14 protein-coding genes, 1 tRNA gene and 1 riboswitch are annotated in these 13,161 nt (G+C 43.1%); of the genes, 2 read left to right on the top strand and 13 right to left on the bottom strand.

Going from position 1 to position 13,161, the window contains the following annotated elements; translation table 11 throughout:
* Window positions 1-207 precede the first annotated feature (207 nt).
* The 4 genes from ACTVAI_RS10630 to ACTVAI_RS10615 all read right to left on the bottom strand — a co-directional run bounded on the left by ACTVAI_RS10630 (window position 208) and on the right by ACTVAI_RS10615 (window position 4,250).
* Complete coding sequence (locus ACTVAI_RS10630) at window positions 208-1,587, bottom strand: MATE family efflux transporter (protein ID WP_443486632.1); 1,380 nt, start codon at window positions 1,585-1,587, stop codon at window positions 208-210.
* A gap of 107 nt (window positions 1,588-1,694) precedes the next feature.
* Window positions 1,695-3,392 carry a M3 family oligoendopeptidase gene (locus ACTVAI_RS10625; protein ID WP_443474423.1) on the bottom strand — a complete coding sequence of 566 codons (1,698 nt, stop codon included), beginning with the start codon at window positions 3,390-3,392 and terminating at the stop codon, window positions 1,695-1,697.
* 261 nt (window positions 3,393-3,653) lie between these two features.
* Window positions 3,654-3,741, bottom strand: a tRNA-Ser gene (locus tag ACTVAI_RS10620).
* 59 nt (window positions 3,742-3,800) lie between these two features.
* Entirely contained in the window at window positions 3,801-4,250 is a 450-nt protein-coding gene (locus tag ACTVAI_RS10615; RefSeq protein WP_443474371.1) for an 8-oxo-dGTP diphosphatase, read from the bottom strand.
* 71 nt (window positions 4,251-4,321) lie between these two features.
* On the opposite strand from ACTVAI_RS10615, the gene ACTVAI_RS10610 reads away from it, so the two are divergent.
* Window positions 4,322-5,476: a hypothetical protein gene (locus ACTVAI_RS10610; protein WP_443486631.1), complete on the top strand. Its 1,155-nt coding sequence runs from the start codon at window positions 4,322-4,324 to the stop codon at window positions 5,474-5,476.
* Here ACTVAI_RS10610 and ACTVAI_RS10605 read toward each other — a convergent pair.
* A complete protein-coding gene (locus ACTVAI_RS10605) occupies window positions 5,469-6,116 on the bottom strand; it encodes an SIMPL domain-containing protein (protein WP_443474373.1) in 648 nt (215 codons plus the stop codon). The genes ACTVAI_RS10610 and ACTVAI_RS10605 overlap by 8 nt on opposite strands.
* A gap of 66 nt (window positions 6,117-6,182) precedes the next feature.
* On the opposite strand from ACTVAI_RS10605, the gene ACTVAI_RS10600 reads away from it, so the two are divergent.
* Window positions 6,183-7,139, top strand: a complete 957-nt coding sequence (locus ACTVAI_RS10600; protein WP_443474374.1) for a glutathione S-transferase family protein — start codon at window positions 6,183-6,185, stop codon at window positions 7,137-7,139.
* Window positions 7,140-7,185: 46 nt separating this feature from the next.
* Here ACTVAI_RS10600 and ACTVAI_RS10595 read toward each other — a convergent pair whose 3' ends face one another.
* From ACTVAI_RS10595 to ACTVAI_RS10560, 8 genes are all read right to left on the bottom strand, one after another.
* Window positions 7,186-7,749 (bottom strand): Dps family protein, encoded by a 564-nt coding sequence (locus ACTVAI_RS10595; RefSeq protein WP_443474375.1) that lies wholly within the window; start codon window positions 7,747-7,749, stop codon window positions 7,186-7,188.
* 217 nt (window positions 7,750-7,966) lie between these two features.
* Entirely contained in the window at window positions 7,967-8,260 is a 294-nt protein-coding gene (locus ACTVAI_RS10590; protein WP_443474376.1) for an iron-sulfur cluster repair di-iron protein, ric, read from the bottom strand.
* An 18-nt stretch (window positions 8,261-8,278) separates the two neighbouring features.
* Complete coding sequence (locus ACTVAI_RS10585) at window positions 8,279-8,512, bottom strand: heavy-metal-associated domain-containing protein (protein ID WP_443474377.1); 234 nt, start codon at window positions 8,510-8,512, stop codon at window positions 8,279-8,281.
* 78 nt (window positions 8,513-8,590) lie between these two features.
* Window positions 8,591-10,444: a heavy metal translocating P-type ATPase gene (locus ACTVAI_RS10580; RefSeq protein ID WP_443474378.1), complete on the bottom strand. Its 1,854-nt coding sequence runs from the start codon at window positions 10,442-10,444 to the stop codon at window positions 8,591-8,593.
* A gap of 3 nt (window positions 10,445-10,447) precedes the next feature.
* Window positions 10,448-10,690 (bottom strand): heavy-metal-associated domain-containing protein, encoded by a 243-nt coding sequence (locus tag ACTVAI_RS10575; protein WP_443474379.1) that lies wholly within the window; start codon window positions 10,688-10,690, stop codon window positions 10,448-10,450.
* Window positions 10,691-10,819: 129 nt separating this feature from the next.
* The gene (locus ACTVAI_RS10570; protein WP_443474380.1) at window positions 10,820-11,386 is read right to left on the bottom strand and encodes a GNAT family N-acetyltransferase; all 567 of its coding nucleotides are present in this window, start codon (window positions 11,384-11,386) and stop codon (window positions 10,820-10,822) included.
* Between the two features lie 39 nt (window positions 11,387-11,425).
* Window positions 11,426-12,607, bottom strand: a complete 1,182-nt coding sequence (locus tag ACTVAI_RS10565) for a cation:proton antiporter (RefSeq protein ID WP_443486630.1) — start codon at window positions 12,605-12,607, stop codon at window positions 11,426-11,428.
* A 53-nt stretch (window positions 12,608-12,660) separates the two neighbouring features.
* Window positions 12,661-12,742: riboswitch (Fluoride riboswitch) on the bottom strand.
* A gap of 47 nt (window positions 12,743-12,789) precedes the next feature.
* Window positions 12,790-13,158, bottom strand: a complete 369-nt coding sequence (locus tag ACTVAI_RS10560; protein WP_443474382.1) for an iron chaperone — start codon at window positions 13,156-13,158, stop codon at window positions 12,790-12,792.
* Window positions 13,159-13,161: the final 3 nt, after the last annotated feature.

The raw sequence follows: 13,161 nt of genomic DNA, 5'->3' as shown, positions 1-13,161 counted from the left end.
GATGTTCCGTTCGTGACAACTTCTTAATATTATCACCTGCGCAACTCTTTGTCAACACTTTTTTAAAATTTCTTTTTTCGTGTTTTCCATGAAGTGCTCGCGGCAACTTTTATATAATAGCATCTGCAAAGAGCACGGTCAAGTGTTTTTTTATATTATTTAAAAAAACGCCAACGGTTCATCAAGATCCGCTAGCGTTCTACTATATTAAGCCAAACTAATTGTTTTCCATTTGCCGGAGCGGAAACGTAAACGAATAAGTATCCAGCGCACAAACTGGTCTACTGCTATCGCTAGCCAAGCACCTATCAAACCAAAACCAAATACCTGAATAAAGATATTTGCCAAGATAACCCGTATTCCCAAAACCCCAATAAATGTTGAAACCAGTGGGAAACGTGTATCTCCTGCCCCACGCAAGGAACCAGCTACAATTAACTGATTCGCCTGGAAAGGTTGAATCACAGCCGCAACTCGCAAAGCCGATGAGGCATTTTCGATAATAGCCGGATCATTCGAATAAAGACCGACTAGAATTTCCGCAAAGAGGAACATCACCATTCCCACCACTATCCCGCTGGCACTTCCCATCATGGAACTGTTATGGGCATACTTTTCTGCGTCATCCGATTTCTTGGCACCGAGCGCTTTTCCGACCAATGCCGACGCAGAGATACCGAATGCCTGCCCAATTACAAACGACAGTGAAAGAATACTCATTCCAATCTGATGCGCTGCAAAGACCACTGTGCCTAGACTTGAGACAACCTGCACAAATAAAATTATACCCGTTCGCATCACTAATTGTTCAATCGCTGACGGCAAACCAATCGTAATCAAATTTTTCAATGTACGTTTGGAAAAGTTAAATTTATTCTTGAACGAGAAACGTAAATCACTTTTTCCTGACATCAAGTAACGAACCATAAAGATGCTGGCCGTGAAATTCGCCAAGGCCGTTGAAATAGCCGCACCGGCAATCCGCAGTTCCGGAAAGCCCAAAAGTCCATAAATCAAAATGGCATTCCCGATTACGTTCATAAAGTTAACCCGGATATTGATGTTCATCGGTACTTTCGTTTCACCAATCCCACGCAAGGACCCTGTCACCCCAAAGTTAAAGGATTGGAATAAGTAACTGACACAAATAATCCGGAAATAGCTGATACCGATATCAATTGTTGCCTGCTCCGCTCCCATAAAGGCCATAATTTCACGGGCATAAATAAAAGCTAAAATTGCAAGTGGCAAGGCCAATGTCATGCTGATTATTAGGACATGCTTTGTGACATTTTCCATCTGATCCTTCTTACCAGCTCCAAAATACCGTGCGATAATCGCCGTTCCCCCGACGTTTAACGCCTGAACAACCGAAAGTCCCAGAAACAGCGGTTGATTTACAACCCCAACCGAGGCTACTGCCGCAGCCGCATAACCTGTGTCCGCAATATTCCCCAACATCATCATGTCAATCATCCCAAAAACCGAACCTAGCACCAATTCAATCAGCACGGGCCACGCGATATTCATAATATCTTTATTAATGGCACTCTTAAAAGCAATCCTGTTCCTTATTCCCTCCGACATTGAACTATACACATTCTTTCTGATTTGATTTTTAACTTCACTTTCTATTGTACTATATTTACGAAATTTATCAAAAAAAGGAAGAGCGGCTTCCGCTCTTCCTTTTTTTATAATTTACTGTCATCCACTGCAGAAAGTTCTGCATCGATGGCATGAATGACATCCGTCAACGAACCTTCCTCAAACGGTGATTTCAAATGCGCCAATTTAACAAGCTCGAGGAAGCTACTTGTTCCGCCCACTTCACAGATTGCCAAGTAATCATCCCAAGCATTCTCATCCTTGTCGATAATTGCACGCTTCCAGAATTGGAATGCCAATACTTGCGCCAACGTATAATCTATATAGTAGAAAGGCGTATCGAAAATGTGTCCTTGGCGGAACCACAACGTCCCTTGATCCAAGAATGGATTTTCGGAATAATCTTTATGCGGATTATACATTTTCTCCAATTTTCGCCACGTTGCTTTCCGTTCTGACGGTGTCATTTCCGGATTTTCATAAATTTCATGTTGGAAGTGATCAACCAAGACACCGTAAGGAAGAAATTGCAAGGCTCCGCCCAAATGACTGTATTTGTATTTTTCAGTTTCTTCTTTAAAGAATAGCTCCATCCATGGATAAGTGAAAAACTCCATACTCATGGAGTGGATTTCAGCACTTTCGCTGGTCGGGAATACCAACTCCGGTTGTTTGATCCAACGGGATTGGAATACCTGGAATGCATGACCCGCTTCGTGTGTCAGCACATCGATGTCGCCACTTGTTCCATTGAAGTTTGCGAAAATGAAGGGTGAATCGTAGCCGGGAATGAACGTACAGTACCCACCGCTTTGTTTACCGTCTTTCGTTTCCAAATCCAAAAGATCACGGTCGTACATATAGTCAATGAACGTACCCGTTTCCTTGGAAAGTTCATGGTACATCTTTTGACCCATTTCCATGATATAAGCGGCGTCGCCTTTTGGTGTGGCGTTGCCGTTCAGGAACTCAAGGTTTAAATCATAGTAATTCATGCGGTCCACACCGATACGTTTCGCTTGGCGTTCATAAAGTTTTTGCGCCACCGGAACGACATCGTTCAACACGTTTTCACGGTACGTTTGGACCATTTCGCGGTTGTAGTCATAACGCTCCATGCGGATGTAGCCCAGTTCGACGAAATCTTTGAAGCCAAGTTTTTTCGCGATTTTGTCGCGTAATTTCACCAGTTGGTCGTAAATGTCATCGAATTTTTCTTCGTTTTCCTGGAAAAATTTGAAATATGCTTCTGATGCCGCTTTACGAATGTGGCGGTCAGTTGATTGTTGGTAAGGTCCCAATCCGGAAAGGTTCAGGATTTTACCATCAAATTCGATTTGTGCGCTTGCGACTAATTTGTCATAGGCACTCGCCAATTCATTTTCTTTTTGTAAGAGTTCTATTACTTCTGGACTGAATGCTTTTAGTTTGTATTCAGCCATCTTGAAGTATTGCTTTGGAAGAACTTGTTCCAATTCTTCTCGGTATGGAGTATCAAGGATTGCTTGATAGTATTGGGTGTTAATTTCCGAATACAAAGGAATATACTCATCCCAATATTCTTGTTCCCCTTGGTAAAATGCATCTTTTGTGTTGATGGAATGGCGGATATAGGCCAATTGACCAAACTTATCCGCTTCATTCAACAGATTCGTCATAGTCATGACTGCTGCCACCGCTTCATCTGCATCGGGTGCTTCTTTTAATTTTTCAATCGCTGCTGTTGCTTCAGCTTTATAAACCTCATAATCAGGACGTTCATATTTGTACTCAGAAAATTTCAAATTCAAATAAAGTCACCTACTTTTCTTTAGTTAGGATAATTATACCACTGTGAGGTAAAAATAAACCTCGAAACTTAAATGAATTCGTGGTTTTTGAAGTTTGGAATGGCGATAAAGTGACTCACTGGGATGGAAGTCACTTTAAAATCGTTTAAAGTGATTTACTCGGTAGTTTTACCTGACTAAGTCACTTTGTTTAAATTTAAAATGACTTAGTCACCAAAAACAGCGACTAAGTCATTTTAAAGGGATTATTATTTACGGAGACTAGGGGATTTGAACCCCTGCACGCCTTCCGACGCCTAACGCATTTCGAGTGCGTCCTCTTCAGCCTCTTGAGTAAGTCTCCACTGCATATCATATCACGATTTTTGCAAAAAATTAATAGAAAAAATCACAAAACTTTCCTCAATAAAGCTGAAACTTCCACTCTTCACCATGATAGTAAAATTCACTTAAACTGTCATCTTCGAAAACTTCCAGCATTGCTGCAAAATCCGGGGCGAGTGAATGACTCATGATTTCCTGGCGTTCGATCCAAAAAACTTCGCCTTCATCGGAACTTTGCAACTCTCCTTCGAAAACCGATGCTTTGAAAAATAAAACCACGTAGCGGGCATCTTTGCTATCCTGGAATTGCTTGATGCCGCACAATACCGGATCAAAAATCGTCAACCCTGTTTCTTCTTTGACCTCGCGAATCACCGAGGCAACGAACGATTCGTTCTTCTCGACTTTCCCTCCTGGGAATGTCAGTCCAGGCCAGTCCACTTTCTTCCGGTCCTGCACCAAGAGCCGCCCTCGTCCATCCTGAATCATACACATATTGGTAAACACTGCTGCTTCGCTTTTTGACATTGTCCCACTCCTACTGTCATTCGTCTTTTCTGATATAATCACTGTAACCATTAAAGGAGGCCATGACAACCATGATTCCTAAAAACCAGCTCTTCGAAGAGGCGTTCCAAATGTTTCTGACGGCAGCGCCAGTGTCACTGAAGTCCGTTCCTTTTTTCCGCAAACTGAAAAACGAGCGGAAGCTGAAACAGTATGCCACTAAACTACAATCGGATCTGAATTCAACTGATGACCGGGAAGAGATAAAAATGATTGTAACAACTTTTCTTTTGAAATTAGATGAAGAGAAACTTCTATTCGAGCGCCCTTTCCTGAAATATTTCCTGGAAAAGGGCTATTTGGACGTTGCTGAACAATTTATGAATCAAGCCGCCGAAATGGATGGCAAACTGAAAACCTGGGAAGTTTATCAAGCCATGCGTAATGTCTGGATTATGAATAGTTTGCAGTTATATTGGGATTTGCCACTCGAACTGACCTCACCTGTTTATGCCTATAGCATGCTCTACCCTTATACGGACAACTATCTAGATAATCCGGATATTTCCCTGGAGGAGAAAAAGGAATTCAATGAACATATCAGCCGTGCTTTAAGGGGCGAACCAACCTATCCCGATCGCCTTACAGAATTGTTCGCCATGATTGAAGGTCATTTCCCACGGGAACAGTTTCCGGAAGTGTTCGAAAGTATTGCGTTTATCCATGAGGCTCAAATTGCCAGCCTTCACCAACATGGTACGCTTAAAAAAGAGGAAATCCTTCGTCTCAGTTTCATGAAAGGTGGCGCATCGGTATTGGCTGATGCTTTCTTGGTCAAAGGAACCCTCACGAAAGAGGAAATGCGCTTTGCTTTTGAGTATGGGGCATTCCTGCAACTGCTTGATGATCTACAGGACATAGATGAAGACAAAAAAGACGGCCACTTCACTCTCTTCAGTGCCAAAGAAGGCTTACTGGATGAGGAAGTCCGTCAATTGCTCAAATTTATTTATGCCACCAATGCCCCTCTTGAACGCAACCAAATGAAGGACGTGATTCGGACATGTACAATCATGATGGTGATGGAGGCTGTCAGTCGCAGTCCGGAGCGCATTTCACGCACTCTGTATAAAAAGCTTGAAGCCGCTTCTCCTGTACGGTTATCTTTTTACAAGGAAATGATGGGTTTCTTTGAGACCATCACTACTAACACGGACCTTGATGCTGCTATTGAAACGTTTAGATAATTTCCCATTTGAACGAAACAGAATCCTGGACGTTGATATCTTCGGGTTCGATTTCGGGTGCAGCGACTTCCATCATGATGCGGCTGTCGCGTTTGTAGGAAGTTTCAGAATGGAAATATATATCATGCCAGCTATAGTCGATTTGTATTAATTCTCCCAGTTTCGCGCCGGCTGCACGTGCCAATATTTCAGCTTTGTGGTGCGCATTTTCGGTCGCATTAATCAGGAGTTGTTCGCTAACCGCACTTGAGTCTTTGACGGTGAACTGGATAGTGATTTCCGGGAACACTTCCGATTTAGCCACCGCGGACAAAACTTTGGAAAGTTGATCGGAATCATAGTCGAATTCAAGCTTCAAACTATGTTGGCAGCTATACCCAGCGAAGCGCCGTTTGTAGTCCTCGTTTTTATCGCGGTAATTTTCATAGTAAGTGTCAATGTTGAAGCGGGTGGTTTTTAGGTCTTTTTTCCCAAAACCTACCGAAATGACGGCTTCGTTCAATTTAGAAATGGCGGTGGTCGCTAACTGCATCGTTTTTTCGTATTCGTAATCGATGGTTTCGAGATTCATGGTGATGACGATGAGGTCGGGTTTGACGCTGGCTTTGCCGACGCCGGTTATGGTGATGTTGCGGTTCATATAATACCTCCGTTCAGGTTTAGTTTGATATAATGATTACATTGAGCAGCAGAAAGGATGAATGGCATGGGATTATTGGTTGATGGACAGTGGCACGATAAGTGGTACGATACAAAGAGCACAGGTGGTCGGTTTGTGCGGAAAGATTCGCAATTCCGCAGCTGGATTACACCGGATGGGAGCGCGGGTCCAACGGGTGAAGCGGGCTTCAAAGCGGAAGCGGGACGTTATCATTTGTATATTTCCTTGGCTTGTCCATGGGCAAGTCGGGTAATGATTTTGCGCAGCATCAAGGGTTTGAAAGATATGATTTCGGTGTCGATTGTGAACCCGTTGATGGTTGAAAATGGCTGGACGTTTGAGCCAGACGAAGGCGTGATTGCGGATCCGGTGTTGAATGCGGACTACTTGCACCAAGTATATACACATGTGGATCCACATTATTCTGGTCGCGTAACGGTACCTGTATTATACGACAAACAGACCAATAAAATCGTCAATAATGAGTCTTCAGAAATTATGCGGATGCTGAACTCGGCATTTAACCACTTGGGTGCAATCGCGGGTGATTATTCACCGGAAGAATTGTTGCCCGAAATTGATGCTATCAATGCTAAAGTTTACGATAATGTAAATAATGGTGTTTACAAAGCCGGTTTTGCGACGAAGCAGGAAGTTTATGAAGAAGAAGTGCAAAACGTCTTCCGGACTCTGGATGAGCTGGAAGAACTTTTAGAAAGCCAGTCTTATTTGGTCGGCGACAAAATTACGGAGGCGGACTGGCGCTTGTTCACAACGTTGATTCGTTTTGACAGTGTGTATTATGGCCACTTCAAATGTAACATCCGCAATTTGACTGACTACCCAAACTTGTGGCGCTATACAAAAGAGTTGTATAATTACCCAGGTGTAGCGGAGACAGTGGACTTCAAACATATTAAAGAACACTACTATCGCAGTCATAAAACAATTAATCCAAACGGGGTTGTACCGTTTGGACCTGAGTTGGATTTGAGCCTATAGTGACAAAGAGCTCCGGAAAAATTCCGGAGCTCTTTTTGTATGTTGATTATTCGTCATCTTCTTCGTCTTCAAAAGCCGGATCATCTTCGTGGGCTTCTTTGCCAACAAAAGCTTGAAGCATCCAGATGGTTTTATCGATTGTGGCTTTGTAGCCGATAAGCGCATCTTCCAAAACATCTTCGCCCGCCTCATTAGCCATAGCAATGGTGCGCGTTGTGAGGTCTCTGGTGGCACGGTAGTCGTCAACCAGGTTCTCGACCATGCGTTCAGCGGAGAGGTATTTGTCTGCCCCATCTTCTTTCAGCAAGGTATATTTCAGGAATTGCTCGGTTGTGGAAATTGGCTTCTGACCATTGGAAAGAAGAACTTCAGCTAGTCGATCGAACCATTCTTCATTTTCATCATAAAGCTCTTCGAATTTTTCATGCAGCGCGAAGAATTGCGGGCCTTTTACGTACCAGTGATATTGGTGCAATTTTACATGTAACGTGTGGATATTGGCGAGAATATGATTTGTCATCGCCCCTGGGGTAGGGTTGTGATGATGGTCGTGTTCTTCTTGCTTCAATTCTTCCTCGTATTTTTCTTGCGGCGTTTTATTTGTTGTCACTGTCTACTCCTCCTCTTTTTGTAACTGCTTACATCCTTATTATACGCTATTTTTGGTATCTGGGGTGATTACTCACATTGATTTCCAGCTTTGAGTAATCGTTATTTGGAAAAAGTGATTACCCAAAGGAGAAAGTGGCCTTTGAGTAATCACTTTAGCCCTGAAACTGATTACTCAAAAACCTCTTTACCTCTGAGTAATCACCCCCTACCAATCCTCAATCCGAATAAACTTTATCCGCCTCTTCCAACATGTTATATACTGCTTCATAAGTACCACACACATCACCCGGAACTGCGTAGTCGCTAGTCACTTCGCGCAACTGCGCAAATTCCGTATCTAAATCCGGTTTCTCATCGCCTGCATCTTGAACTTTTTCTTGAAGCCGCGAGTAGAGCTCCCGCACATCGAACGCTTCCGGATGGTTCTTACCATGAGCACGCGTAATCGCGGTCGTAAACAAATCCAATTTTTCATGATTATCATTAATATATTCGTTAATTTTTGCCACAGACGTTTCCCCCTAAATTTAAACTGCTTTCACTTTTGACTTAATGACTGGATACCCCAAGTCTTCGATCGCTTTTTCGATTTCTTCTATTTTCACTACTTCTTCATTAAAATCCGTTTTTACCTTGCTGGAATTAAACAACACCTTCACCGAACTTTGTTCGATACCATCCAGGCCCTTTACTGCACTTTCGATTTTTTGCATACATGATGGACAAGCCAGACTTTCTAGCTGAATCGTTGCTTTATACATAATTTTATCGCTCCCTTTTCTTTTGTTACTCCTATTGTAAGCCCAAACCCGTTATAAAAAATTGACCACCGTCAAGTTCTAGTGACTTAAGTCATATTTCAACAAACGCATACCATTCAAGATTACTACCAAAATACTTCCTTCATGCACCAACATCCCAATCGACATATTCATCCACTCACTGAACAACAAACTTGCCAACAAAACGGCAACCACACCAACCGCAATCCCAATGTTCTGTTTCATATTCGAAGCTGTCACTTTCGTCAACCCCAAGGCGTGGGGCAAGCGGCTGAAATCAGAATTCATCAACACCACATCGGATGTCTCAATCGCCACATCCGTCCCGCTTCCCATCGCTATCCCAATATCAGCAAGCGCCAACGATGGACTATCATTCACACCATCCCCAACGAACGCGACAATCTGACCCGCTGCTTGTAATTCCGAGATGTATGCCGCTTTATCTTCCGGTAACATATGTCCGTGCGCCTCGGTCAATTCAAGTTCCTGGGCAACCAAATCAACCGTCCCCTGGTTATCCCCAGATAGCACCACCAAATTTTTAACACCCAGTTTTTTCAACTTTTGTAAATCAGCTTTAACGCCTGGCCGTACCTGGTCGCGAATTCCCATCAACACCTTCAACTCTCCATCCACTGCCGTCATAACCAAGGAGTTGCCATTTTTTTCAAAAAGGTGGACATCTTCTTTTGCCTTCGCATCAAACAGAACGCTTTCTTTTTCCATCAATGCGACGTTCCCGACCGCAACCCGGTGACCTGCCACAGTCGCGACAATCCCACCACCTTTTACGACATTCGTATCCTCAACCGGCAACGTTTTAACTACACCAAGTTCATTCAACACCGCTTTGGCCAGCGGATGATCCGATTCTTTCTCGATACTTGCCAAGTAACTTAACGCAATATCCACGTTTTCACCATAGAACGCTTTTTCCGCCACTTCCGGATTACCGACCGTCAGCGTACCCGTCTTATCAAAAACGATTGCATCCACTCTACTGAAGTCTCCAATTACTTCGCTCCCTTTTAAAAGAACCCCATGGCGGGCACCATTCCCGATACCAGCAACGTTAGAGACCGGTACCCCAATAACCAAGGCACCCGGGCAACCCAACACGAGAATCGTAATGGCCAGTTCCACATTTCGTGTCAAAAACCACACTACAAATGCGATGACCAAAACAGCCGGTGTGTAATACTTAGAAAAACGGTCAATGAAACGTTCCGCTTCTGATTTGGAATCTTGGGCTTCTTCCACTAATTCGATGATTTTCCCGAATGTCGTGTCTTCCCCGACTTTGTCCGCCCGGATTTGAATGGTCCCATTTTCCAGGATGGTTCCTGCGAACACGCCGGATCCTTCCATTTTAGTAACCGGCACCGACTCACCCGTAATACTTGCTTCATTGATATGCCCTTCGCCCGACAATACAGTTCCGTCAACGGGTACTTTTGCGCCTGTTTTTACAAGCAGAATGTCCCCTTCGTCAACATCATCTACTTCAACTTCCTCAAACTCACCATCATCCATTAACAACAACGCACTTTCCGGAGCCATTTCCGTTAGTTCCTTGATTGCGGAACGCGTTTGATTCAAGGTGCGTTGTTCCAAATAACCACCGAACAAAAACAGGAACGTCACAATTGCGGATTCTTCGTAGTTTTGAATCAAGAACGCTCCAATAACGGCAATCGTAACGAGTACATCGATACTCACGACTTTCACTTTTAACGCTTGATAAGCTTGAATCGCAATCGGTGCGACTCCCAGGATGGATGCAATAATGAAGGAAGTGTTGAACACCAGGGTATTATGTAAAATAAAATGTCCGAACACCCCTACGAGGATCAAGATTCCACTCATTATGGTGATTTGATTTTTACTACTCAGTATTTTTTTTTGCATGATTTATTCCTCCGTCTCATTTTTTAAGGTTGAACCGACTACAGCGTAACCAAGGTCTGCGATGGCTTGTTCAACTTCTTCAATCACAACAAGTTTTTCATTGAAAACAGTCATGATTTTACGGGAATTGAATAAACCTTTGACACTATCTGCGTTGACACCCTCTATGCTGCTAAATGCATCGGTTATTTTTTGCAGGCAAGAAGGACACGTCATTTTTTCCAAGGTTATAATTGCTTTCATCATGATTTCTCACTCCATTTCCTGTTCCTCTTTACACTTATAAGTATAGGCTGGTGCGGAATGTTAAACCTTGACCACCGTCAAGTTTGGATAATAAAAAAACTCCAGCTAGAAGCACTGAAGTTTTGTTTATTATAATTTTGAAAAGGGAATGATTGATTGGGCTTCATCTGGATGGTCACGCAATTGTTTTTCCATCCAAATAATATCGAACCACTCTTTAAATTTATGGCCGGCTTTTTTGAAATGTGCGACTTTTTTATAGCCACGTTTTGTATGGAAACGTTGGCTGGCATGGTTTAAATAGTCACTTTCTTCATCTGTTTCCGCAATGCAGGCATATACGTTAATGATGTTTTGTTTATATAACATTTCCTCAAGAGCTGTATATAATTTCCCGCCCAACCCTTTGCCACGTTGGTTTGAATCCAGATAAATACTGACTTCTGCGGACCAATCAAAGGCTTTCCGCGTTCCGTATGGCGAAGCATAGGCGTAACCGATGATTTCATTGTTTTCTACCGCCACGATATAAGGATACTTTTGTAATGTATGGGTAATGCGATTTGAAAATTCTTCAACGGTCGGCACTTCATATTCAAACGTTATCGCCGTCTGCAAGACGTATGGTGCATAAATTCCCAGTAAATCCTTGGCATCTTCTGCTGTTGCTGGCCTGATTGTGATTGATTCGTTCATGCTTCACCTACTTATACTTTTACCGTTTATTATATGCAACTAAACCGATTTTGTCAGTAGTCGTTTATGGCTATTGTCGATTAACAAAGCACCAATTGGAGCAGTAACCATGATCGCAACGACCGCAACTGTCAAAATGATTTCCCCACCCGGAAGTCCCATGGCTAAAGGTAAGCCACCAATTGCGGCTTGAACGGTTGCTTTTGGCATATACGCAATGGCCGTAAATACTTTTTCTTTTGGAGAAAGTTGGGTATTCAGTAAACTCGTAAAGACTCCTGCCATCCGGAATACGAGCGCACCCAGCACCAAGACTACCGCCACTAGACCAGCTTTTGCGGCATAGTCGATATTGACGGTGGCACCCACTAAAACAAATAGCAAAACTTCCGCACCTACCCATAGTTTGGAGAACTTATTGGAAAGACGCACAGCCACTTCGCTTTTTTGTTGTTGAATGAGAACACCCATTGCCATCACCCCCAGCAATCCGGAAAAACCAACAATACCGGCCAGTGCTTTTTCCATACTCACCATTAAAAAGGCAACTGATAAGATGATTCCTACTTTCGTAGTGTCACGCATATGAAAGTGGGTAAATACCTTTGTTAACACATAACCCGTCACAACGCCGACAATAATTCCCAATACAATGGAAACCGGAATCGTCAGAAAATCCGTCGCATGTACGCTACCACCTGCAAGCAATCCCGTAAAGGCAGTAAAAAGTACAATGACAAAAACATCATCAACCGACGCTCCTGCTAACACCATTTGCGGGATACCTTTTTTGGTACCATATCCCGCTTCCATCAGGCCCAACATTTTTGGCACCACCACCGCGGGCGAAACAGCAGCCACGACCGTCCCTAAAACGGCAGCTTGTAAAAGGCTGATTCCCAACAATTTCGGAGCCAATACCATCACCCCAATAATTTCGAACGTAGCTGGAACAAAGCACATCAACAGGGCAGGTCGTCCTACCTTCTTCAAATCTTTAATATCCAGACTCAGCCCCGCCCTTGTTAAAATAATAATCAAGGCGATTTGTCTTAAGTCAGCCGAAATGTCCAAAATCGACGGATCGATTATATTCCCTACATAGGGCCCCATCAAAACCCCCGTCAAGAGCATTCCTATCAAACGTGGTAACTTAAAGCGCTCTAAAACATTCCCTAACACACTACCTTCTAAAAATATAATTGCCAGTGAAAATAACATGTCTCTTCTCCTTTAATCGTAGAAAACAAAAAAAGCCAATGCCCCTACGATGTTTAATCGTAGAAGTCATCAGCTTATAAATTAATAAGCGGTTCTGGCATTTTGCCATGGGAGAACTTCATTCCCGTCAATAGCATTCTATTCCTTTATGGTGGCACTTGTCAATCTCACGATCCATTTTCTTACCGCCAAAACTTTGTGGCTTCGGCCTTATCGATGATATTGAAGGTAATCATTTCTTTGAGCAATTCGAAATCAACGGGGTCATTCCAACCAATACGGAAAATATTGTTTGTTTGCGTGTAACCCGCTCGGTTTATTTGTTCGGTAAAATGCTTCATCCCAGCAACTTCGGGAGAAACAGCGATGTGTTTTTGGGAAACACTAAAACCGATGATATAAGTACCATGGTCAGCAAACATGGGCTGGTTCCATTTAACAATCGGTTCCAGCTGTGGGAACTTTTCATTTGTCCATTCAAGGATTTCTTTCAATTTTTCACGATTTTTGGGATTTTCGACCCCTTCTAGAAAGTGATCAAATTGTTCCATCAT

The organism is Jeotgalibaca sp. A127, from assembly GCF_052266745.1.
Classification (GTDB): domain Bacteria; phylum Bacillota; class Bacilli; order Lactobacillales; family Aerococcaceae; genus Jeotgalibaca.
Note: the sequence above shows the minus strand (reverse complement) of the source record. Positions and strands in the feature narration are given on the sequence as shown.

What these genes read in the sequence shown, in the direction of transcription:
- ACTVAI_RS10630 (WP_443486632.1), bottom strand. Translation starts at nt 1,587, where the DNA reads ATGTCGGAGGGAATAAGGAACAGGATTGCTTTTAAGAGTGCCATTAAT.
- ACTVAI_RS10615 (WP_443474371.1), bottom strand. Translation starts at nt 4,250, where the DNA reads ATGTCAAAAAGCGAAGCAGCAGTGTTTACCAATATGTGTATGATTCAG.
- ACTVAI_RS10610 (WP_443486631.1), top strand. Translation starts at nt 4,322, where the DNA reads ATGATTCCTAAAAACCAGCTCTTCGAAGAGGCGTTCCAAATGTTTCTG.
- ACTVAI_RS10605 (WP_443474373.1), bottom strand. Translation starts at nt 6,116, where the DNA reads ATGAACCGCAACATCACCATAACCGGCGTCGGCAAAGCCAGCGTCAAA.
- ACTVAI_RS10600 (WP_443474374.1), top strand. Translation starts at nt 6,183, where the DNA reads ATGGGATTATTGGTTGATGGACAGTGGCACGATAAGTGGTACGATACA.
- ACTVAI_RS10585 (WP_443474377.1), bottom strand. Translation starts at nt 8,512, where the DNA reads ATGTATAAAGCAACGATTCAGCTAGAAAGTCTGGCTTGTCCATCATGT.
- ACTVAI_RS10580 (WP_443474378.1), bottom strand. Translation starts at nt 10,444, where the DNA reads ATGCAAAAAAAAATACTGAGTAGTAAAAATCAAATCACCATAATGAGT.
- ACTVAI_RS10575 (WP_443474379.1), bottom strand. Translation starts at nt 10,690, where the DNA reads ATGATGAAAGCAATTATAACCTTGGAAAAAATGACGTGTCCTTCTTGC.
- ACTVAI_RS10570 (WP_443474380.1), bottom strand. Translation starts at nt 11,386, where the DNA reads ATGAACGAATCAATCACAATCAGGCCAGCAACAGCAGAAGATGCCAAG.
- ACTVAI_RS10565 (WP_443486630.1), bottom strand. Translation starts at nt 12,607, where the DNA reads ATGTTATTTTCACTGGCAATTATATTTTTAGAAGGTAGTGTGTTAGGG.
- ACTVAI_RS10560 (WP_443474382.1), bottom strand. Translation starts at nt 13,158, where the DNA reads ATGGAACAATTTGATCACTTTCTAGAAGGGGTCGAAAATCCCAAAAAT.